Annotated in this window: 15 protein-coding genes and 14 tRNA genes; 20 read left to right on the top strand and 9 right to left on the bottom strand. The window is 40.5% G+C overall.

Translation table 11 applies throughout. The features are described 5' to 3' along the window. Window positions 1-210 precede the first annotated feature (210 nt). The 11 genes from PSR9079_RS05420 (at window position 211) to msrB (ending at window position 12,580) form a co-directional block, all read left to right on the top strand. Window positions 211-414 (top strand): DUF1656 domain-containing protein, encoded by a 204-nt coding sequence (locus tag PSR9079_RS05420; protein WP_149980705.1) that lies wholly within the window; start codon window positions 211-213, stop codon window positions 412-414. A gap of 5 nt (window positions 415-419) precedes the next feature. Beyond that, complete coding sequence (locus PSR9079_RS05415) at window positions 420-1,280, top strand: efflux RND transporter periplasmic adaptor subunit (RefSeq protein WP_149980704.1); 861 nt, start codon at window positions 420-422, stop codon at window positions 1,278-1,280. Between the two features lie 9 nt (window positions 1,281-1,289). Next, window positions 1,290-3,326, top strand: coding sequence for an FUSC family protein (locus PSR9079_RS05410; protein ID WP_149980703.1), 2,037 nt, complete (start codon window positions 1,290-1,292; stop codon window positions 3,324-3,326). A gap of 75 nt (window positions 3,327-3,401) precedes the next feature. Continuing rightward, window positions 3,402-4,133, top strand: a complete 732-nt coding sequence (locus PSR9079_RS05405) for an RNA methyltransferase (protein ID WP_149980702.1) — start codon at window positions 3,402-3,404, stop codon at window positions 4,131-4,133. Window positions 4,134-4,213: 80 nt separating this feature from the next. Next, entirely contained in the window at window positions 4,214-7,609 is a 3,396-nt protein-coding gene (locus PSR9079_RS05400; RefSeq protein ID WP_149980701.1) for a chromosome segregation SMC family protein, read from the top strand. Window positions 7,610-7,649: 40 nt separating this feature from the next. Continuing rightward, a complete protein-coding gene (gene zipA, locus PSR9079_RS05395) occupies window positions 7,650-8,402 on the top strand; it encodes a cell division protein ZipA (RefSeq protein ID WP_149980700.1) in 753 nt (250 codons plus the stop codon). 93 nt (window positions 8,403-8,495) lie between these two features. Beyond that, a complete protein-coding gene (ligA, locus tag PSR9079_RS05390) occupies window positions 8,496-10,517 on the top strand; it encodes an NAD-dependent DNA ligase LigA (RefSeq protein ID WP_149980699.1) in 2,022 nt (673 codons plus the stop codon). Then, window positions 10,510-10,854 carry a DUF3392 family protein gene (locus PSR9079_RS05385; RefSeq protein WP_145240691.1) on the top strand — a complete coding sequence of 115 codons (345 nt, stop codon included), beginning with the start codon at window positions 10,510-10,512 and terminating at the stop codon, window positions 10,852-10,854. The genes ligA and PSR9079_RS05385 overlap by 8 nt, the downstream gene beginning before the upstream one ends. Beyond that, the gene (locus tag PSR9079_RS05380) at window positions 10,851-11,354 is read left to right on the top strand and encodes a DUF2919 domain-containing protein (protein ID WP_149980698.1); all 504 of its coding nucleotides are present in this window, start codon (window positions 10,851-10,853) and stop codon (window positions 11,352-11,354) included. The genes PSR9079_RS05385 and PSR9079_RS05380 overlap by 4 nt, the downstream gene beginning before the upstream one ends. Window positions 11,355-11,382: 28 nt before the next feature. Further along, the gene (locus tag PSR9079_RS05375) at window positions 11,383-11,823 is read left to right on the top strand and encodes a hypothetical protein (protein ID WP_149980697.1); all 441 of its coding nucleotides are present in this window, start codon (window positions 11,383-11,385) and stop codon (window positions 11,821-11,823) included. A gap of 316 nt (window positions 11,824-12,139) precedes the next feature. Next, the gene (gene msrB, locus PSR9079_RS05370) at window positions 12,140-12,580 is read left to right on the top strand and encodes a peptide-methionine (R)-S-oxide reductase MsrB (protein ID WP_145240697.1); all 441 of its coding nucleotides are present in this window, start codon (window positions 12,140-12,142) and stop codon (window positions 12,578-12,580) included. A 156-nt stretch (window positions 12,581-12,736) separates the two neighbouring features. Here msrB and PSR9079_RS05365 read toward each other — a convergent pair whose 3' ends face one another. The 8 genes from PSR9079_RS05365 to PSR9079_RS05330 all read right to left on the bottom strand — a co-directional run bounded on the left by PSR9079_RS05365 (window position 12,737) and on the right by PSR9079_RS05330 (window position 16,404). Continuing rightward, window positions 12,737-14,398: a tetratricopeptide repeat-containing response regulator gene (locus PSR9079_RS05365; protein WP_149980696.1), complete on the bottom strand. Its 1,662-nt coding sequence runs from the start codon at window positions 14,396-14,398 to the stop codon at window positions 12,737-12,739. Window positions 14,399-15,415: 1,017 nt separating this feature from the next. Continuing rightward, window positions 15,416-15,491, bottom strand: a tRNA-Val gene (locus PSR9079_RS05360). A 19-nt stretch (window positions 15,492-15,510) separates the two neighbouring features. Further along, window positions 15,511-15,586: transfer RNA gene (locus tag PSR9079_RS05355), tRNA-Val, on the bottom strand. A gap of 42 nt (window positions 15,587-15,628) precedes the next feature. Beyond that, window positions 15,629-15,704, bottom strand: a tRNA-Val gene (locus tag PSR9079_RS05350). Window positions 15,705-15,723: 19 nt separating this feature from the next. Next, a tRNA-Val gene (locus tag PSR9079_RS05345) sits at window positions 15,724-15,799 on the bottom strand. Window positions 15,800-15,834: 35 nt separating this feature from the next. Continuing rightward, a tRNA-Val gene (locus PSR9079_RS05340) sits at window positions 15,835-15,910 on the bottom strand. Between the two features lie 172 nt (window positions 15,911-16,082). Next, window positions 16,083-16,158: transfer RNA gene (locus PSR9079_RS05335), tRNA-Val, on the bottom strand. 170 nt (window positions 16,159-16,328) lie between these two features. After that, a tRNA-Val gene (locus PSR9079_RS05330) sits at window positions 16,329-16,404 on the bottom strand. An 882-nt stretch (window positions 16,405-17,286) separates the two neighbouring features. On the opposite strand from PSR9079_RS05330, the gene PSR9079_RS05325 reads away from it, so the two are divergent. From PSR9079_RS05325 to PSR9079_RS05290, 8 genes are all read left to right on the top strand, one after another. Further along, window positions 17,287-17,362 (top strand) — tRNA-Ala (locus PSR9079_RS05325). Between the two features lie 39 nt (window positions 17,363-17,401). Then, a tRNA-Glu gene (locus PSR9079_RS05320) sits at window positions 17,402-17,477 on the top strand. 146 nt (window positions 17,478-17,623) lie between these two features. Beyond that, a tRNA-Glu gene (locus PSR9079_RS05315) sits at window positions 17,624-17,699 on the top strand. 182 nt (window positions 17,700-17,881) lie between these two features. Beyond that, a tRNA-Glu gene (locus PSR9079_RS05310) sits at window positions 17,882-17,957 on the top strand. Window positions 17,958-18,140: 183 nt separating this feature from the next. Further along, window positions 18,141-18,216, top strand: a tRNA-Glu gene (locus PSR9079_RS05305). An 89-nt stretch (window positions 18,217-18,305) separates the two neighbouring features. Next, window positions 18,306-18,381 (top strand) — tRNA-Glu (locus tag PSR9079_RS05300). Window positions 18,382-18,558: 177 nt separating this feature from the next. Continuing rightward, window positions 18,559-18,634 (top strand) — tRNA-Glu (locus tag PSR9079_RS05295). A gap of 318 nt (window positions 18,635-18,952) precedes the next feature. After that, a complete protein-coding gene (locus PSR9079_RS05290; RefSeq protein WP_149980695.1) occupies window positions 18,953-19,219 on the top strand; it encodes a DksA/TraR family C4-type zinc finger protein in 267 nt (88 codons plus the stop codon). 103 nt (window positions 19,220-19,322) lie between these two features. Here PSR9079_RS05290 and gloA read toward each other — a convergent pair whose 3' ends face one another. Beyond that, the gene (gene gloA, locus PSR9079_RS05285; RefSeq protein ID WP_149980694.1) at window positions 19,323-19,706 is read right to left on the bottom strand and encodes a lactoylglutathione lyase; all 384 of its coding nucleotides are present in this window, start codon (window positions 19,704-19,706) and stop codon (window positions 19,323-19,325) included. Between the two features lie 274 nt (window positions 19,707-19,980). On the opposite strand from gloA, the gene PSR9079_RS05280 reads away from it, so the two are divergent. Beyond that, on the top strand, window positions 19,981-21,615 hold the full coding sequence (locus PSR9079_RS05280; protein WP_149980693.1) for a methyl-accepting chemotaxis protein: 1,635 nt from the start codon (window positions 19,981-19,983) through the stop codon (window positions 21,613-21,615). Window positions 21,616-21,666: the final 51 nt, after the last annotated feature.

Raw genomic sequence — 21,666 nt, 5'->3', positions numbered from 1 at the left:
TATCCTCAATATTTTGCTTAAAGCTTAACTTATAATATAACGCGACTGATTAACTTGCTGAGTATGGTGTAACGATTACCGCTATTAACAGCATGTTAAGTAAGATAATGTGATAATTAGCTGCTACTATATTGATAGACACTGTCGCAAAAATTTTACTTGTGATGCTTTTTAGTTTGTTGTCAAAGTACATATAACAGGGGATTGATTATGCACCACGCTGTAGTTATTGGCGGCTTAGAATTTAGCCCGTTAGTGATTTATTTCCCAATGGCATTTATTTTAACCGCTTTGACTCGCTTTATTTTACATCGTTTGGATTGGCATGATCGCATCTGGAAAGTCGCCTGGTTTGAAGTGTCTTTATTTATGTGTTTTCTCGCCTTGAGTGTCTTTTTATTAAGTGGAAGATAAATAGAATGGTTAGATATTTACGTATTATGCTTACTATCGTCGTTATTATCGCGGCTATTTTTGCAGGCCGTTGGGTATGGACTGATTATATGCACACGCCTTGGACTCGCGATGGTCGCATTCGAGCTGATATTGTTACTATTGTGCCAGATGTATCAGGCTGGGTAACAAAATTAAATGTCAAAGATGGGCAGCAAGTTGCAAAAGGTGAACTGCTTTTTAGTGTTGACCAACAACGTTATCAGGCGGCTTATGATAAAAGTAAAGCAAATACTAACAATAGTTTATATAGCTGGGAACTGGCTAAACATAAGTATGAACGACGTAAAGCATTAAATACTCAACAAGCTATCAGTGAGGAAAGCTTAGAAGCGACCCGCATTAGTACTGAAATTGCCAAAGCAAATTACGACTTAGCGAAAGCGGATCAAACGGTGGCGCAATTAAATTTATCTCGCACGCAAGTTACGGCTCCAGTTGCCGGGCAAATTATTAATTTAAATCTACGCCAAGGCAATTATGTTGCACAGGGCACGCCTGTGTTTGCTATTGTTCAATCAGATTCATTTTATGTAACAGGCTATTTTGAGGAAACCAAAATCCCACTGATCCACACCAATCAAAAAGCGACAATAGAATTACTGAGCGATACAAAGCCATTAACCGGTCAGGTAGTGAGTATTGGCAAAGCAATCGCGAATATCAATACGCAAAGTAATAACCAACTTTTACCTCAAGTGCAGCAGACATTTAATTGGGTACGTTTATCGCAGCGTATTCCAGTTGATATTAAGCTAGATGCTTTGCCAGAAGGGATCCAGCTAAGCGCAGGTATGACAGCGACTATTCACCTTGCTACGGAATAGGTATTAGTTTTGCATCTTGTTTTAAATAACCTTCTATGCCCCAAAGAACAGGCTATCAAGTTTGCATTAAAAGGGGTGATTGCCATGGCAATGTCGTTGACAATTGCCATTTATTTAAATCTAGATCGACCTTATTGGGCACTTGTTTCTGCGGTGTTTTTACAGATCCGCCCTGAAAGTGGCCTCGTTATTGAAAAAGCGCTTTGTCAGATTGTAGGCACTTTGGTGGGTGGCCTATTTGGTATTTTAGTGCTCACTCAGCTCAGTGCTTACCCTTATTTAGCGCTGGGTGGATTGGCTTTTTGGCTCGGTTTAAACTCTGCATTGTCAGCTATGGTGCGCCAAGCAAATTTTGTTTACGCATTTGCTATGGCCGGCGTAACGGCTGCTATCATTATTTTGTTAGTGATGGTAAATCCTGCAACAGTCAGTAGTGAAAGTATCTTCTCGGTGGCGCAATCACGAGTAAGTGAAATTATAGTCGGTTCAGTATGCGCAGGGTTAGTGAGCCATCTATTATGGCCTGTTAAGGTCAAGCAGCTCTTACAAACGCAGGCAAAGTCTGTCATTAATCAAACGTTACATTATTTGGTAACTGAGCTTGATAAAGCGGGCTCTTCTGAAAACCGTCATCAGCAAATAGATCGCATAATGGCAACGCTTGGCAGTATTAGTGAAGACTCAAGTGCAGTTCGCTACGAAGGGCCAAAAGGTCCAGGGCGTTCAAGGGCTGCCAATCAAATCGCACAAAAAGTTTTATCTCTTCTTGCCTTAGTACAAATAATGGGGCGCTTACAGCGTAATCATCCTGAGCAAATCACACCAAAGATTACTCAGTTAATCAAGCAATTAAAAGATATGTTTACGCTAATAGAAAAATCAGACTGTTTTGAATACTGTGCTAAAGAAGTAAAACAGTTGCGGCGCGCATTAACTGATCACCGGGCGCAACAAACCTGTGAGCTGCCATTTGAATCACATATTTTAAATGTCAGTTTAGATATCGCGAATGAATTAACAATTTTATTGCGGGCATATAAAGCATTAGAGCAACGAGATAAAACACTGCTTAATGCTCCGAGCATGTTGACATACCGAGATCCATTAGCAGGTATTATTGTTGGTTTTCGAACCAGCTTGGTATTTTCAATCGGGGCATTTATTTGGGTTAATACTGGATCATCCGCTGCATTATTGATCATGATTTTACCCGTTATTTTTTCGATTATGTTGGCTCGTATCCCGCTGGCAATTTTACAAATAGTTATGAAGCGATTGTTAGTTGGTGTTGTGGTAGCCTCGTTTGTGGCTATTTTTTATGCTTTAAACTTATTATCACAAAGTGGTGGGCAACTTGAAATATTATTGTTGGTGTTAGCTGGGCCATATTTTATTGGCTTATTGCTACTAGGCGATCAGCAAACGTTACCTTACGGGCTAGGGTTCTGTATTCCATTTACGATTTTAGTTAAGCCCAGCACTGACATGAGCCTTGCGTTTTCAATCAATTATACGCTCAGCTCAGCTTTGGCTATTTTTCTTGGAGTATGTATTTTATTTTGGATTTTCCAACTATTTACAGGTCCGAGTGTGCAGTTGTTAGTGCATCGCGTGTTTAAAGCAACCTATAAAGATTTATCAGAAATTCATCAACATAGCTCACCCGCTCTTTGGTATAACCGACGTATGGCTGATCGGTTACTGCGTTTAACCAATTATGATCAAGGCTCAGAATCACGTGCTATTACCGATCTTGCTTTAACTGGGCTTAATCTAGGTCATGCGTCGGTGCGTTTACACTCAATTTGCCAACAGGCAGTGGGTGATAATCAGCTTAAATATTTACAAAGGTGGCAAAGCTCACTGGCTAGAGCCTTTTTGCTGGCTACAAAAGGCCAGTGCGATGATACGTTTACAATGGCTTGTGATGAGCTTTACAACGAACTGATGATACATGTGAGTGATACATATCAGCTTGAAGCCATTAAAGGTATGTTTATCCGTATTAATATGACTTTTGAACGCAGCGCAAACAGCATTAATTGATCCTGTGAGGTTTTTTCAAGTTCAGAACTCGATGTTAAATCTGCTATACTGTGCCCATCATTTTATGGGGCTGTTATGATTTCAAAAAACCAACTCAAGTTAATTCGTGCATTAGGTCAAAAAAAGTACCGAAAGCAACATAATCAATACCTTGTGCAAGGTGAAAAAAACGTACTTGAGTTATTGGCAAGTGGTTTAACAATTATTGATATATTTGCGACAGCAGCCTTTATTGCGCAGTTCCAGCAGCAGTTTACTCACGTAAACATGATTGAAGCCGATGAAGATGTGTTAACTAAAGCAAGTACTTTAGTGAGTAATAATGCAGCTATTGCGATAGTTGACATGCCAACAGCGAGTGCACCGCAGGCAAGCGGTTTAATCTTAGCCCTTGATGGCGTATCTGATCCAGGCAACTTAGGTACCATTATCAGAGTAGCTGATTGGTATGGGATCAAGCATATTGTCACCAGCACAGATAGTGCCGATGCTTATAACCCTAAAACTATTAGCGCCACTATGGGCTCGTTTGTTAGAGTCTCAGTGAGTCAAGTTGAGTTGCCTGCGTACTTAAGTGGTTTAAACTTACCTATTTATGGCGCTTTTTTAGATGGAAAAAGCGTGCATAAAACTCAATTTACAGGCCAAGGTGTTTTGTTAATGGGTAGTGAGTCTCATGGAATACGTCAAGCTTGCGCAGCATTGGTAACAGATAAAATAACCATCCCCGCTTTTGGTGGTGCAGAATCTCTCAATGTAGCCATGGCAACGGGTATTATTTTAGATAATTTTAAACGCCAAGCTTAATCCCTGTACTTACTTTTATCGTCAAGAACGGTTAAATTAAATACTCAAGCTATAACAATAACAATCGGTAAACCAATTAGATGCGTTTGAGCACCATAAAATTAGCGGGTTTTAAATCTTTTGTAGAGCCCACTAAAATTCCATTCCCAGATCAAATGACCTGTGTCGTTGGCCCAAACGGCTGCGGCAAGTCTAATGTCATCGATGCTGTGCGTTGGGTGCTTGGCGAAAGCTCTGCTAAAAATCTGCGTGGCGATGCCATGACCGATGTTATTTTTAATGGCTCAACCAATCGCAAACCTATTTCTCAAGCGTCGGTTGAGTTGATTTTTGATAATACCCAAGGGCACTTACCGAATACTTTTGCCGATCGAAATCAAGTGGCGATTAAACGTTTGGTAACACGCGACGGGCAATCGCTGTATTTTCTCAATGGCAGTAAATGCCGCAAACGAGATATTACCGATATATTTTTAGGCACAGGTCTTGGTCCGCGTAGTTATGCGATTATCGAGCAGGGCATGATCTCGCGTTTAATTGAGAGTAAACCGGCAGATTTACGGGTGTTTTTAGAAGAAGCAGCAGGCGTTTCAAAATACAAAGAGCGCCGTCGTGAAACGCAAACCCGGATCAAAAGTACCCGCGAAAACCTTGAACGCTTACTCGATGTTCGCCAAGAGCTGCAAGCACAAGTTGATAAACTGGCAGTACAGTCAGTTGAAGCAAAAAAATACCGCGAGTTAAAAACCCAAGAGCGCACTTTAAAAGGGCAACTAGCGGTCTTAAAATGGCAAAAGCTACATCAGCAACAAGTGACTAAAGCCGACACAATGGCCAAGCTGAATGAGCAAATTAGCTTTTTTAAAACTGCTCATTCAGGTCATGACGATGTACTAGCAAGCCTTGAAAACCAAGTGCAATTGCAACTTGAAAAACTCAATGATGCGCAGCAAGCCCAGCACCAAACGCACACTGAATTGACTCGTGCTGAGCAACAGCAAATAAACTTAAAACAACAACAACAAGCGTTTAGTCACAATCTGATCAAACAGCAACAGTTGCAGTTACAAAATCAGCAGCTGCAACAACAACAAAAAGACCATACTGATGAGCTACAAAATGCGTTACAAGAGGCAATTGAACATACTTTAATATGTACAGAGCAAGTCACTGAGATGGCCGACGCGGTGGCACAGTTGCAAAATGCCAAGCAGCGCAGTGCTACTGATTGGCAACGAGTTAATGAACAGTTTCAGGCTATTAATACGCAATATAGCAAGCAACAAAATATAGCCGATCAACAGCTGCAAAATTTGCACTATATTAAAAACCAGCAAACGGCATTAGAAAGCGAATTAATAGAGCTGGCAGAAAACCCAATTGCTGAACAAGTAGTGCAGCAGCAGCAGTTAATGCAGTCACTAACGCAAGAGTTAGCAGCAAAACAAACAGCCTTAAACAAAGTAAATAGTAATCATCAACAAGCTCAAAGCGTGTTACGCACCTGCCAAGATGCACATCAAACACTAGCACAACAACAAAACGAGAATAAAGCCAAAATAGCAGGCTTGAATACAATACTCGCAGATACTCCAGCGCAAGGTAGTGGCGATGTTTTGGCACAGTTAGTTGTACGTACTGGATTTGAACATGTGGTTGAACAAGCATTACAAGGGCTTGAACAATTGAATGTGACATCTATAGCAACATCTAACGGAGTATGGCCAACTACCGACACCGCACCGCAAAGCTCATTAGCGGTGTTTATAGAGCAAGGGGTTTACCCTGATTTATTACATCGCATTAAATATAAAAATGATTTTGAATATAATGATTTAGCGGATGAGTATTGGCTTGCAGTGATTGATCGCCAAGGTAATATTCAGGGCCGCAATTGGTATCAACAAGCCAGTAAAAGTGCGGAAAATTCGTTGCTGATCAAACATAAACAGTTGGCCGAAGCAACGCAGTTAGCATCTCAACTCATTGACGAACTAGCTATACAAAGCAAGAAGCTTACAGAACAACAGCAAGTCTGTGAGCAATTGAAGGCACAAAGCGAAGAGTTAAAAGCAGCGGTACATCAGCTTGCTCAACAAGTGGCCTCAGGAAGCACTCGTCGCGATATGCTCAAAGAGCAATTACAGCAGTTTCAGAATCAACAACATAAATTACAAGCAAAGCTACAGCAGTTAAACGTTGAACACACGAGCATAGAGAATAAAGTGGCTGAACAACAGCAACATATAGCAAGTGTGGCAAAACAGCGTGATGAAATAAGTGTTGCGCTTAATGATGCTCAAGTGCAGCAGCAACACACTGATGAGCAATATAAACAGGCAAACGCTCAGCTTGAACACTATAAAACGCTTGCCCATCAGGCGACGCTAAGTGAGCAAAAAGCGCGCAGTGAATGCCAACTCAGTGACACTAAATTACAGCATGCAACGACCGCCAGCGAAACCGCCAGTGAAGCTGTCAGTGAGTTAACCGCGCAAATTGAAGAGTTGGTGATCCCAATAGAAGAGGTCGCAGAGCAAATATTATTATTGTTGGAGCAACATCAACAAAGTGACATTGAACTCAAAAATTTGCAAAGTGCATTGACGCAAGCTAAAACAGCTCTTGTAGATAAACAAACAACGCTTAAAGCGTCGCAGGGGGAGCTGGTACTTTTACAAGAACAATTACAACAACTTGCCCTCGAAGAGCAGAGCTTATTAATTAAAGCACAGGCAGCTCTTGAACCACTGGGTGAGTTACAGCAAAACTTGAAAGAAGTATTGGCACAGCTCCCTGAAAACGCCAATATAAACACTTATCAAGGACAGCTTAATAAAGTAGGACAAAGTTTAAGTGACTTGGGCGCGGTGAACTTAGCGGCGATTGATGAGTTTGAACAAGCGCAGCAGCGTAGCCAGTATTTAGATCGTCAAGTCGAGGATTTAAGCAAAGCATTGACGACACTTGAAGGTGCAATTGGAAAAATTGATCGCGAAACCAAAACGCGTTTTAAAATGACTTTTGATCAAGTAAATCACGATTTTGGTCAGTTATTTCCTAAAGTATTTGGCGGCGGCAGTGCATATCTTGAATTAACCAGTGATGACTTACTGGAAAGTGGTGTTAGTATAATGGCACGCCCACCGGGCAAGAAAAATTCAACAATTCACCTTTTAAGTGGTGGAGAAAAAGCGCTGACCGCATTATCATTGGTATTTTCAATATTCAGGCTCAATCCAGCTCCGTTCTGTATGCTGGATGAAGTTGATGCACCATTGGATGATGCGAATGTTGGGCGATTTTGCCGATTAGTGGAAGAAATGTCACAATCGGTGCAATTTATTTATATCAGTCATAATAAAATTGCCATGGAAATGGCTGGCAGGTTGACGGGTGTAACAATGGCTGAACCGGGCGTTTCGCGTGTGGTCGCTGTAGATATTGAACAAGCGGTGCAAATGGCACATGCATAAATATTAATATTTGAGTAGATAAATAATAAAAGGTGAGGGGATGGCCGAACAATTAAGATGGGTTTTAATCATTATCAGTGTAATTGTCATTGGTGGATTATTAATACATGGCCTATGGTCAGTTCGTAAAAAAGATGCACCCGTTGCGACTAATGATGAGCGGGTTGAGCCTGCAGATCAAGCGCCTACTGAGCGTCAAAGCGTAGCTGAGCCAGCATCTCATACTGAGCGTGATGAACCGCAGTTTGGGGATTTAAGTTTCAGTGCTGATGAAAAGCAACCACACTCTTTTGCAGCGTCAGATGACGAACCTGCCGCTGAGGTTGATGATGTGACTACTGCAACAGATGCAAGCGTAGAGGATGAAGCTGAGCAACCAGCTGCAAGTGATTTTATCATTGTGCATATTCAAATGCCTGAAGGCTTGAGTATGGAAGGCAGCAAACTATTGCCAGCAGTAAACACACTTGGCTTTAAGTACTCTGAAGAAGGCTTTTTTAATCGCCATTTAGATCCTGCTGGTCATGGTCCAGTGCTGTTTCGGTTAGTGAACATGTACAACCCTGGTACTTTTGATATAGATAATATGGAACAATTTAGCACCGCTGGAATTAGCTTGTTTATGACCTTACCGTGTGATGGTGACGGGCTTGCTGCATTTAATATGTTGCACAGTGCGGCTAAAAAGTTAGCAGATGAATTTGGCGCCGTTATTTTAGACTCACAACGAGAAGAAATGACCGTTGATAGTGTGCGCAATTATGTTGAAAAAGTGAGACGCTTTTCAGCTTAATCACCTGCAATATACAGTTAATTAATTAAGAATTTTATAAGCCACTTGGCGATAACTCGTTTAAGTGGCTTTTTTATGTTTTTTGAGGTCAGTATGTCCACTTTAGTGTTAGCGCAAATAACGCAACTTCGTCAGCAGTTAGAAGATCACAATCATAATTATTATGTACTTGATAACCCAAGTATTCCTGATGCAGAGTATGATCGTTTATTACAACAATTAAGTGCGCTTGAGGTAGCAAATCCTGAGTACTTGAGTACTGATTCACCGACCCAGAAAGTAGGCGGTGCGGCGCTTGCTAAGTTTGAGCAAGTCACTCATCAAGTGCCGATGTTGTCACTTGATAACGCTTTTAGTGAAGAAGAGTTCAGCGCTTTTAATCGCCGCATTAAAGAACGTTTGATGGATAACAATGAGCTGACCTTTTGCTGTGAACCAAAACTTGACGGTTTAGCGGTGTCGATTTTATACCGTAATGGTGTGTTAGTGCAGGCGGCAACGCGTGGCGACGGGCACACCGGCGAAAATATTACCACTAACGTTAAAACGATTCGTAATGTACCGCTAAAATTACGTGGTGATGACTTTCCCGAGGAAATTGAAATTCGTGGTGAAGTGTTCATGGATAGCGCCGGATTTGACAAACTTAATGCTGAAGCCGAAAAGCGTGGCGACAAAGTATTTGTTAATCCACGTAATGCAGCCGCAGGCAGCTTGCGTCAACTCGATTCAAAGATCACCGCCAAGCGACCTTTGATGTTTTATGCCTACAGTATTGGCGTAGTAACAAATGGTGAATTACCAAGTGATCATTACCAGCAATTGGCTAAGCTAACTGACTGGGGGTTACCACTTTGCCCGGAAACAAAATTAGTCGAAGGCCAGCAAGCTGCTTTGGATTACTATCAAGATATACTTGAGCGCCGCAGCAGCTTAAAGTATGAAATTGATGGTGTGGTGATCAAAATAAATAACAAAGCACTACAAGAGCGGTTAGGTTTTGTAGCGCGAGCTCCGCGTTGGGCGATTGCGTATAAGTTTCCTGCGCAAGAAGAAATCACTCAGCTACTGGATGTTGAATTTCAGGTAGGGCGCACTGGCGCAATTACCCCTGTGGCTCGTTTAGAGCCGGTATTTGTTGGTGGTGTCACGGTTTCAAATGCAACGTTACACAATCGTGATGAAATAGAGCGTTTGGGTGTAAAAATTGGCGATACTGTGATCATTCGCCGTGCTGGTGATGTGATCCCACAAATTACTCAAGTGGTATTAGAGCGCCGTCCAACAGATGCCAAAGAGATTGAGTTTCCGGCTACTTGTCCAATTTGTGACTCCCATGTTGAACGCATTGAAGGCGAAGCCGTAGCGCGCTGTACAGGAGGCCTGGTGTGCCAAGCACAGCGTAAAGAAGCGATCAAACACTTTGCTTCACGCAAAGCACTCGATATCGATGGCCTTGGCGATAAAATTGTTGAACAGCTGGTGGACAGAGAGCTCATTAAAACGCCAGCAGACTTATTCATACTTAAACAAGGACATTTTGAATCGCTTGAGCGCATGGGGCCAAAATCGGCGAAAAACCTAGTAGCAGCACTTGATGATGCAAAACAAACGACGTTGGCTAAGTTTTTATACTCATTAGGTATTCGTGAAGTCGGTGAAGCGACGGCGCAAAATTTAGCTAATCACTTTTTAACGCTAGATAAAGTAACTGCGGCAACAACTGAAGCGTTAGTCGAAGTTAGTGATGTTGGGGAAATTGTAGCCAAGCATGTGCGTGGTTTTTTTGCTGAGCAACATAATTTAGATGTCGTAACTGCCTTGCTGGAGCAGGGTATTCATTGGCCAGAACTCACGCCGCCAAGTGAAGACTCACAACCGTTAGCAGGCTTAACCTATGTGTTAACGGGTACTTTGAACGAGCTTAATCGAAATGATGCAAAAGCACGCTTGCAGCAGTTAGGGGCGAAAGTTTCAGGTAGTGTATCAGCTAAAACCGATGCGTTAATAGCGGGTGAAAAAGCCGGTTCTAAGCTCACGAAAGCACAAGATTTAGGCATTGAAATACTGACCGAAGATGATTTAATTGCATTACTGGCGCAACATAATGGATAGCATTATTACGCTTTTTCAGGATTTAGCACTGACCTTTGGTCAGTGGCTAAAGCCTTACTTATATAATATCGCATTGTTACTGGTGGTGTGTTTGGTGTCTTTGTATGCAAATGAGATTATCAAAACCACGAAACGCTTTGTAGCAAGGCGCCACTTTATACTCAGAGTATGTGCATTTGTACTGGTAACCGGGTTTGGTTTTGGCTTGTTAGTAGTATTTGTCACTCCATTACTAAGCCAGTTACTGATGTTCTTTGGTGTGCGCTGGTTAGGTGTTACAGCCGTGGCAGCATTCATATTACTTGGCGTAGTAGCCGAGAGGAAAAACCAGTTATGAAGCGTTATGGACCAGAGTATTGGGACAAATATGGCACCTATCGCACTCCAATCGCGTTTCATTTGAGTTTACTGGTATTACTTCGTGCCTACTTTATTTGGATCATTGCGGCACTGAGCAGGCGTCCTGAGCTTGATTTAATGTCATTAGTGTTTAGATCTAAAGCTGACTTTTTCAGTGCATTGGCTATTGGTGCAATAGCCATTATTCCTGCCGTAATTTTTTGTTTGCGCAGGCCACAAAAAAGCGCAGACAGTGCAGCATGGTTAGCGCGAGTGTGGCGTTTTATGCGGTGGCCATTATTAGCATGTGCAGCGATAGATTTAAGCTGGCTGATTATTCAAGCCGCTCATAGTTATTATCAGTTTTCGATGTTTTTAGCGCTGCAAATGGTGACGGTATTGTGGGTATTATTATATTTAGCAAAAAGTCGTTATTTAACGGTGTTTTTTAATGATTGGCCCGATCCTGAAACCGATGAAAAAAGTGCAAGTAAGTAATTTAGGTTAACGTTGCAAGGAGTCTTTGATGCGTAAAATTAATCAATTACTGGCGCTGATCGTCGGCTGTTTCGGTATCGTGTTATTATTGTTGAGTGTATTTACCATGTTATTTCAGCAAGCGTGGTTTGTATTGTTAATAGCTGTATGGCTATTTGTATTTAGCTCATGCTGTTATCGGCTAACACCACTATTTAAAGCACGTAATAGCCTAGATAAGTTTATTCGACGCGAACAACAGCACCTTTTGGTCTTTACCCTTTCAGGTTTTTTTGACCGTACTCACGGCCCACAATGGCTGCTTATTGATAGTATCAAGGAAATACAGTGCCATGATGACCAATTCTTAATTCTCTCCAGCGAACAGCGTCAATGCTCAATAGGCTTACCGGCAACTAAAGCAGAGCTAACACAATACTTTAATACACTATTGACTGAAAATGAAAAAAAATTAATTACCATTGTATGAAACTAAATAGTGATCAACAGGGTATATATAGTATGTAACAGCAAATAGGCTTAGTAAGAAGCTGTCATTGGTGTACTGAAGCTATTTAGCTCACTAATAGGCGTTGAGTCTATTGAGATGGCTGGTTTAACAGTGCAGATAAACGTAGCTAGTGAGTTTAAACATTCCCGTAGCCAGTATCAAAATGATTATTTTTCACCCCCTACAAAACCATTTTGTGCAGTGCGGATAAATCCAAGCTGACAATGTTATTAGCGCGATACCATGATAATGTGGATAGCAGTAAATTAACCCATCTTACTCAATGAGGTCAGTTATGTTGAATTGGAATGATATTCTAAACTTTGCCAATAAAGGCAATCCAGAGCCGAGCCGTAAAGTAGTAAAAACCGAGCAGCAATGGCGTGAACAATTAACCGAAGAAGCCTTTTATGTGACTCGTAATAAAGGCACAGAGCGCCCACACAGCTCAGATAGCTGCACCTTGTTTGAACCTGGTAAGTACGCCTGTGTATGTTGTGATAACTTATTATTTGATGGTGATGAAAAATTTGATAGCGGCACTGGCTGGCCATCATTTACTCAACCCGCGCAACTAAACTCGATTGCTTACAATGGTGACAAGACCCATGGTATGCAAAGAATAGAAACTGTATGTAATGTATGTGATGCGCACTTAGGTCATGTATTCCCAGATGGACCAATGCCAAGTGGTCTGCGTTATTGTATAAATGCGGTCTCATTGAAGAAGGTGTAATTTATTAGCTCGTAATTGACAATAACCAATGCCTTACTGAATTTACATGATCCGATTCCAGTAAGGCTGGATTTTAAAAGTCATATCACCGCTTATCAGCGATATTTTGAATTCCTCATTCTTATAAACAACACCTTATCTAAACTATTTATTATTCTATTTGGTTTTGCCTGGCTCTTCTAGATTAGCAAGTGTTAACCCCATACTCGTTGCTTGTTGTACTATTTTATTAAAGCGTTGTTGCTGCTCGTTGTCTAATGGTGTCGTATTGAGTAACGCATAGCATTTTTTTGCCATCATTAGGTTTAACGTTTGGCCATTTTGCTTGGAACTATCAAATAGACACTGCAATAAATTTAAAGCAATACTTGGATTACGAGGCATTACTCTAAATGCTTGTGTGAATGCTTCAAGAGCGGTATTTAATTGACCACGGTTAAACTGTGTAACTGCATGGTTATTCAGCTCTTTAGGGCCCATTTTTATATCACGGCGTTCACTTTGTTGTTGTTGAATATAACGTAAATAAACAGCATCACTCACTGTTGGATGACGTTCACAATGACTAATAATTTGGTTAAATAATGACTGTGCTTTGTGGTGAAAACCCAGTTCATGAAATGCCTTTGCTTTATCAAGTGCGCCGTCTACAGAGCGAATGTGGCTATCGTCATCGTCGAGCTGTTCAATCAACATTTTCGCTTTTTGATGCTCATCTTTCAAATAGTGTAAACGGGCATTTAAAACATCTATTTGCGCCTGATTGTGACTATTTGGAAATTGGCTTTTTAAATCAGCTAAGTATTTATTGGTTTGTCTTGAAATACGTTGAATTTGATCGCTTTGATCTGTTGTTAATGCAAAATCAATACCCGCCCGTGCTGCATTTAAATATACGTCAGGGTGATCGTGAATCGAATGTTTGGCAAAGTTGGCGATGTCTTTTTGTGTAAGGTAATTCTTTTCATAATCATGATTTACCAGCGATACATGGCTAAGTGATTTTTGGCGCTCGATATTGCGTGGAGCTATATCAACGGCTTGGCTTAAAAAATCTTGCGCTAATTCAAATTGGTTTAATTTAATCTCCAGCTTACCAAGTAAATCGAGTGCGACTAATCGTGTTTCATGACGGAGCAGCATCGTTTTTAGCATTCTTTGCGCAAGAATATGCTCGTTATTCGCAATTAATGCTTCAACTAAACCTACCTTTGCCCATGTAAATTTTTGAATATCAAGAACTGATTTAAAGAAAGCTTTTGCGGTATCTGCTCGTTTTAAGCGAAGTAGGGCGTCACCTTTTAAACGCAATAATATTGCACTATAAGCATTGCCTTTTTCATCAAGCGCAGTATTGATTGCTTTTAGCGCTTTAGAGTCATTCCCATCGTCAATGAAATTATATATTGCTTGTAAATGATTTTTACGCAGCAAAATTCGTTCTATACGTGTTTTAAGATCATATATGGTGAATGGCTTGACTAAAAAGTCATCGGGTTGCAGTTCAAGCACGCTGTGTACCAAAGAACCACTGGTTTCAGCTGAAATAAAAATGAACCCAGTAGAGTTTTTTATTAAACGCTTAACGCGTAACTCTTCATATAGCTGATAGCCGTCTTGCTGCTTACTTAAATTAAAAGAGCAAACAATCAGATCAAACTGTTCACTGGTGCACTGCTCTTTAGCCGAATTTGCATGTTCAGCAAAGCGCAGCTGTCGAAAGCCAAGTTTTTCGAGCGACTGTTTCATATAGCTTTGAGCAAGAGGTTGCTCTTCAACTATAAGTATTTTTGCATTAGAAAAAATCTTTGCTGGCATTAGACTTGTGACCACATGAACGTATCAGAGACTATAATAAACAGTCTAGTCGCTGACAAGGGAATTTAAAATTTAATACCGCAGACTTCGTTTATTTGATCAGTTATGAGTTTTTAAGCAGCTTGATTATCCATCAAGGAACATATTATACCAATCGTGTTAAGTTACTGACCATTTATAGCGACAGATAAATGGAGTGATAACAAGGCATAAATTTTGACATGTAGTTGTTCTACATGAAAAATTTATAACGCAGTTAGCGCTTTATTTAGATCGTTAGAATGGTTAAATATTTAAGTCGATTGGTATTAAAAGAGTTTCAGGTTTGGAAAAGAATTAGCGTATTTAGAGGCTTTTTGAATTTTATTTTTAACAGAATTACTAAGAGGTTTTATATGTGGTGGGTGATACTGGACTTGAACCAGTGATCCTCGCCATTATTTGTGAAGGGTGGCGATGCTCTTTCTTTTCAGCTGAGCTAATTATCGATTAAAGAATATAACGTAAGGTTTGATTGAGGGTATTAAAAGATTTTATATGTGGTGGGTGATACTGGACTTGAACCAGTGATCCTCGCCATTATTTGTGAAGGGGGGCGATGCTTCTTTTTTCAACTGAGATAATTATCGATTTAACGTGAGGTTTTATATGTGGTGGGTGATACTGGACTTGAACCTGTGACCCTCGCCATTATTTGTGAAGGGTGGCGATGCTCTTTCTTTTCAGCTGAGCTAATTATCGATTTAACGTGAGGTTTTATATGTGGTGGGTGATACTGGACTTGAACCAGTGACCCTCGCCATTATTTGTAAAGGGTGGCGATGCTCTTTTTTTTCAACTGAGCTAATTATCGATTAAAGAATATAACGTAAGGTTTGATTGAGGGTATTAAGAGGTTTTATATGTGGTGGGTGATACTGGACTTGTACCAGTGACCCTCGCCATTATTTGTGAAGGGTGGCGATGCTCTTTCTTTTCAGCTGAGCTAATTATCGATTTAATGTGAGGTTTTATATGTGGTGGGTGATACTGGACTTGAACCAGTGACCCTCGCCTTGTAAGGGCGATGCTCTCCCAACTGAGCTAATCACCCACATATAATTTTGATTAAATGGTGGGTCGTACTGGACTTGAACCAGTGACCCTCGCCTTGTAAGGGCGATGCTCTCCCAACTGAGCTAACGACCCCAAATAATCAATTACTAAACTTTACGATAACCATTTTATAAATGGTGGGTCGTACTGGACTTGAACCAGTGACCCTCGCCTTGTAAGGGCGATGCTCTCCCAACTGAGCTAACGACCCGTAAAGTTTTATATCTAAATGGTGGGTGATACTGGACTTGAACCAGTGACCCTCGCCTTGTAAGGGCGATGCTCTCCCAACTGAGCTAATCACCCATTTAGATATCATGTAATATGCACCATTCTAAGAATGGTGGGTCGTACTGGACTTGAACCAGTGACCCTCGCCTTGTAAGGGCGATGCTCTCCCAACTGAGCTAACGACCCATATTACAAATTTAAAACGCTACTATTAAAATAAATAGTACTGGATTTTAACCAGTGAACCTCGCCGTTAGTTGTAAATAGCGGTGATGCTCTCTTTTCTTGTAACTGAGCTTGTGACCCATATTACAAATTTAAAACATGCAACTACTAATATAATAACAGGTTTTATATGTGGTGGGTGATACTGGACTTGAACCAGTGACCCTCGCCTTGTAAGGGCGATGCTCTCCCAACTGAGCTAATCACCCACATATAAATTAAAACGCTACTATTAAAATAAATAGTACTGGACTTTAACCAGTGAACCTCGCCGTTAGTTGTAAATAGCGGTGATGCTCTCTTTTCTTGTAACTGAGCTAACGACCCATATTACAATTTTAATACAAATGACTATTAATATAATAACAGGTTTTATATGTGGTGGGTGATACTGGACTTGAACCAGTGACCCTCGCCTTGTAAGGGCGATGCTCTCCCAACTGAGCTAATCACCCACATATAAATTAAAACGCTACTATTAAAATAAATAGTACTGGACTTTAACCAGTGAACCTCGCCGTTACTTGTAAATAGCGGTGATGCTCTCTTTTCTTAGAACTGAGCTAATCACTCACATCTAAACAACAACTCATTGCTGCGTTGTTGTGGGGCGCTATTATAGATAGAGTTGTAAATGTGTCAACACTTGAATGAGGAAAAATGTTTTAGATGCAGGTTTTATAATCAATGCAGTAAGATTGAGATTGTTTTATAGCCAATTTACTTACATTCAATCTATATGTGCAATCAATTTACTCATTGTTTAATGCAACACTTCAATAGCTAGTGGTGCCTGTTAGTCAAAAGCGGATTTGTTTTTTAATCATGAAGGAGGAGGTTACAGTCAATCGCATTGCAAAATCCAAATACCGCTAGTTAAATACGATTGATATAAAACACCGACTCTAACTAATGGAGCCTCTGTGATCATATAAATAACTGACAATAGAGTGGGGGCGTTACAGTTAATTGCTCGTATGTTCATCTTAAATTCGTTTTACTTGGTGATGAAAACGTTGTTATGAAAAACAAGAAAACACTCCGACTTTATTTTGCATATAAATGTATACCTTATTGTTTTGATGTTTTAGAGTATATTTCACCTTAGTTAATCTATATTGTGCGCCTCTCAATCCTAATTTTTGTTTTGAAACAGCTCCCTTGCATGTATTTTGAGCGTCACGGTTTATTCATTATTCAGTTTGTTGAAAATTAAACCGTTTAAAGAAAGTTACTGAAAAAAATGTTGACATTATTTTGGTGGCTGCATAGAATGCGCCCCGCACTCAGCGATACACAGCACGGTTTAACTGCGCAAGTGTTTAGCAAAATAAGTTGGGGCTATAGCTCAGCTGGGAGAGCGCTTCGCTGGCAGTGAAGAGGTCTGCGGTTCGATCCCGCATAGCTCCACCAATTTATTAAAGTGTTTGTCCTAGGGTAACAGTTTTCTGTGTCCCCATCGTCTAGAGGCCTAGGACACCGCCCTTTCACGGCGGTAACAGGGGTTCGAATCCCCTTGGGGACGCCACTTAACTTTAGTTAGTTAAGGGCGGGTAAGCCGAGAAAATAGCGAACAAGTTAAGCTCGAGTCTTAATTTGTACTTAATCGCAATTACCTTAATCAGCTCAGGATGTGAGCATAACTAATCAATTGTCCTAGTGATACATTTATGTGTCCCCATCGTCTAGAGGCCTAGGACACCGCCCTTTCACGGCGGTAACAGGGGTTCGAATCCCCTTGGGGACGCCACTTACTTATTTTAAGTAATGTATAAAGCAGTGTGACACCGCACTCTCTATGCACGACGTTAACAAGAGTGCTAATCTCTTGGAGGCGACACTTACTTATGTTAAATAAGGAAGTGTAGTGTTATTAAACAGCTCGTCTGAAACGAGTTTAACCATTCAGTTGTCCTAGTGACACATTTATGTGTCCCCATCGTCTAGAGGCCTAGGACACCGCCCTTTCACGGCGGTAACAGGGGTTCGAATCCCCTTGGGGACGCCACTTACTTATTTTAAGTAATGTATAAAGCAGTGTGACACCGCACTCTCTATGCACGACGTTAACAAGAGTACTAATCTCTTGGGGACGCCACTTACTTATGTTAAATAAGGAAGTGCAGTGTTATTAAGCAGCTCGCCTGAAACGAGTCAAACCATTCAGTTGTCCTAGTGACACATATTCTGTGTCCCCATCGTCTAGAGGCCTAGGACACCGCCCTTTCACGGCGGTAACAGGGGTTCGAATCCCCTTGGGGACGCCACTTGCTATTTTCATAGTCAGTGCAGTGTTATGAACAGCTCGCCTGAAACGAGTTAAACCATTCAGTTGTCCTAGTGACACATATTCTGTGTCCCCATCGTCTAGAGGCCTAGGACACCGCCCTTTCACGGCGGTAACAGGGGTTCGAATCCCCTTGGGGACGCCACTTACTATTTTCATAGTCAGTGCAGTGTTATTAAGCAGCTCGCCTGAAACGAGTTAAACCATTCAGTTGTCCTAGTGACACAGAAAATGTTTCTGAGAAGATAATGCCATTCGCCTCGCAGGCTCGGCTCATCTTACGCAGAAATAGCAAATCAGTGATTTGCAAACTAATTTCTGCGTCCCCATCGTCTAGAGGCCTAGGACACCGCCCTTTCACGGCGGTAACAGGGGTTCGAATCCCCTTGGGGACGCCACTTGCTTATTTTAAGTAATGTATAAAGCAGTGTGACACTGCACTCTCTATACACAACGTTAACAAGAATACTAATCTCTTGGGGACGCTACTTACTATTTATTAGTAAGATAGCTTTTAATAAAAAGTATCTAAAATCAATTTACCTCCATTTCTATCATTAATTCAGAATTATTCATTGAAGTTAAAATATCAATATTAAATATTTTATATAATAACTCCTAAATTTTATTAGTTTCTTTTCTTTCCTTATATTCAGCTTAAATAAACTTCACCTATGTTAGCGTACATATAAACGTCCAAATGAATAGGAGGTTATATGGCAAGTGGATGGGCACGAGATGGTGCAATTCAAGATCAAATTGATGCCAGCGTTAATGATGCTGTGCAATATGCTAGAAGTAATTTAGTTTCTGGAGCTAGTGCCGAGCTATGTGAAGAATGTGATGAACCAATACTACAAGCACGAAGACTTGCGTTACCTGGTGTTAAGTATTGTGTAAGCTGCCAAGCTGAACTAGAAGGTAAAGGCACGCTTTCTAAAGGGTTTAACCGACGTGGCAGTAAAGACAGTCAATTACGATAAAAAAAGGTGCATACAGCACCTTTTTTATCGTATCAGAGTTGAGCTTAAATAAAAAACGGATTAGCAAACCTATTACATATATTTGCTAAAATTTACTCATATTTTATTTTTTCTGAATTAATTCAATTGAGTAGCCATCTGGATCTTTTACAAAAGCAATTTCTGTTGTGCCGCCTTTAACAGGTCCTGGCTCACGGCTAACATTGCCGCCAGCGGCCTTGATATCAGCACAGGCTTTATAGATATCATCAAACTCAATCGCGATATGACCATAGGCATTGCCTAAATCATAGCTGTCGGTATCCCAGTTATAGGTCAGCTCTAGTACTGCTGTGTCTTTTTCATCGCCATAGCCTACGAAGGCTAGGGTATAGCGGTACTCTTCGTTATCAGCACGGCGTAACTCTTTCATACCGAGTACTTGGGTGTAAAACTCAATCGACTTTTCTAGATCAGTAACCCGTAACATGGTGTGTAATAAACGCATTTATAGTCCTCATGGCAAGTAAAATCACCCTTAATTTTTAGATGATATGAAAATAGTGCAGGGATTCATTCTATCACTCTTTGGTGTAAAAAAATCTTCGTTAGATTGCTAATTTTATACAAATACATAGGCAAAACTTTTTATAAACTTTTTCGTAAAACGGTCGATAACATCTATGATTATGAGTGGAAGAGAATCCAACTAAGATTAATAAATTTTGGCTACCCCATTGATTATATAGTTCATGTTGACTATTTGAATATTGAGAAAATATATGAAACTGAAAGATTTAAGTGTAGGAAAGAAAATTTGGGGGAGCTTTGCTCTGGTATTTATTATCTTTTTCATTCTAAGCCTTATCATGAATAAAAGCTTATCTGAACTCGATGATAATGTTGATACGATAATTCAAGATAGCCTGCCATCAATCAGCGAATTAAAATCAATTCAAGTTATTTTAACTGATATCCGTAAAGATGAGTTTTCTTTAATACCTAATGCAAATAATCCTAAATTATCTACTTGGCTTGGTGAGCTTGATCAAAAACGTGAGTTATTAAATGAGACGTTAAGAAAATACGAAGCGCTTTCTCTTTCATCTGAAGAAGTGGCTGCTCTAAACCAGTTTAAAGGTGCTTGGAGTGATTATAGTGATGAAACGCAAGGATATGGTCAGTTTCTTTCTACAGGACAATTAGAAAAAGCTAATAAGGTTGTGCTAGACAGTTTCGACGCTTATAAAAATGCTATCACTAGCCTAGATGTAGCTGTAAAAATAAATGAACAAAACGTAGATAGAATATCTCAGACTGTCCAAGAACGATTAGATTTTACCTTATGGGTCTCTATTGTTGGAGCCTTGTGTGTTATTGCCGTAATAATCGCAGCTTCTATCTGGCTTATTAAATCGGTACGTAAACCCGTTCAGCATGCGCTTACATTAGCTTCGGCAATTGCTAAGGGTAAGCTTAATAATGTGCTAGATGAAAAAAATCTTAGCAAAGACGAGCTAGGCAACTTGTTGTTGCAAATTAATTTAATGCAAGATAATTTGAATGACCTTGTTACTGAAGTATTCGATGCAACAATTCAGCTGACATCTGCGGTTGAAGAGGTGAGCGCAATTTCGTCTCAGACAGCATCAGGAATGCAAAACCAACAACTTGAACTGCATTCTGTTGCTTCAGCCATGACACAAATGCAAGCCGCTGTATCAGAAGTTGCACAAAACACAGAACAAGCCGCAGGCTCAGCTAACGATTCTGCAAATATGGCTAAAAATGGCAGCTTATTACTAGAGCAAATGGTGACTGAAATATCAAAAGTATCAGTCACCATTGATGAATCAGGGCGCCTAGCAAACGATTTAGAAACCAGCTCAAATAATATTAATGTTGTTGTAGATGTAATTGGCGCAATCGCAGAACAAACGAATTTGCTAGCCCTTAATGCTGCAATTGAAGCTGCTAGGGCGGGGGAGCAAGGCAGAGGGTTTGCCGTTGTCGCTGACGAAGTGCGTTCACTTGCAAAAAGAACACAAGACTCAACAAGAGAAATTGTTGATATTGTTGAGCAATTACAGAAAAAGTCAAAAGCGATGGAAGTATCAAGTAGACAATGCCACGAAGGAATTGTTTCATGTGTTGAGCAAGCAAAAAATGCCGGCACACAAATTGACGAAATCGAAGAATCAGTTAATCAAATTGCTGATATGAGCACGCAAATAGCCACGGCTTGTAGTGAGCAAACTGCGGTATCAGAAGACTTGAACCGCAGTGTTGAACATATTAATAACTCATCAACAGAAATGGCAGAGGGGACTTCTCAAACAGCAATAGCATGTAGTGAAATTAGCAACTTAGCACATGGCTTGAAAGATCGTTTGAGTCGCTTTGAACTGCGTAATTAATACCTTAAATTAGTCTAAATATAAGCCGCGGACATTCATAGAATGATCGCG

The sequence above is a fragment of the Pseudoalteromonas rhizosphaerae genome, assembly GCF_902498845.1.
Taxonomy (GTDB): domain Bacteria; phylum Pseudomonadota; class Gammaproteobacteria; order Enterobacterales; family Alteromonadaceae; genus Pseudoalteromonas; species Pseudoalteromonas rhizosphaerae.
This window is presented reverse-complemented; position numbering and strand designations above follow the sequence as displayed.

Excerpts from the sequence above, each read along its gene's own strand:
- PSR9079_RS05415 (WP_149980704.1), top strand. The coding sequence starts at position 420 with ATGGTTAGATATTTACGTATTATGCTTACTATCGTCGTTATTATCGCG.
- PSR9079_RS05380 (WP_149980698.1), top strand. The coding sequence starts at position 10,851 with ATGAAGCGTTATGGACCAGAGTATTGGGACAAATATGGCACCTATCGC.
- PSR9079_RS05420 (WP_149980705.1), top strand. The coding sequence starts at position 211 with ATGCACCACGCTGTAGTTATTGGCGGCTTAGAATTTAGCCCGTTAGTG.
- PSR9079_RS05290 (WP_149980695.1), top strand. The coding sequence starts at position 18,953 with ATGGCAAGTGGATGGGCACGAGATGGTGCAATTCAAGATCAAATTGAT.
- msrB (WP_145240697.1), top strand. The coding sequence starts at position 12,140 with ATGTTGAATTGGAATGATATTCTAAACTTTGCCAATAAAGGCAATCCA.
- ligA (WP_149980699.1), top strand. The coding sequence starts at position 8,496 with ATGTCCACTTTAGTGTTAGCGCAAATAACGCAACTTCGTCAGCAGTTA.
- PSR9079_RS05365 (WP_149980696.1), bottom strand. The coding sequence starts at position 14,398 with ATGCCAGCAAAGATTTTTTCTAATGCAAAAATACTTATAGTTGAAGAG.
- PSR9079_RS05385 (WP_145240691.1), top strand. The coding sequence starts at position 10,510 with ATGGATAGCATTATTACGCTTTTTCAGGATTTAGCACTGACCTTTGGT.
- PSR9079_RS05400 (WP_149980701.1), top strand. The coding sequence starts at position 4,214 with ATGCGTTTGAGCACCATAAAATTAGCGGGTTTTAAATCTTTTGTAGAG.
- PSR9079_RS05405 (WP_149980702.1), top strand. The coding sequence starts at position 3,402 with ATGATTTCAAAAAACCAACTCAAGTTAATTCGTGCATTAGGTCAAAAA.
- PSR9079_RS05375 (WP_149980697.1), top strand. The coding sequence starts at position 11,383 with ATGCGTAAAATTAATCAATTACTGGCGCTGATCGTCGGCTGTTTCGGT.
- zipA (WP_149980700.1), top strand. The coding sequence starts at position 7,650 with ATGGCCGAACAATTAAGATGGGTTTTAATCATTATCAGTGTAATTGTC.
- PSR9079_RS05280 (WP_149980693.1), top strand. The coding sequence starts at position 19,981 with ATGAAACTGAAAGATTTAAGTGTAGGAAAGAAAATTTGGGGGAGCTTT.
- gloA (WP_149980694.1), bottom strand. The coding sequence starts at position 19,706 with ATGCGTTTATTACACACCATGTTACGGGTTACTGATCTAGAAAAGTCG.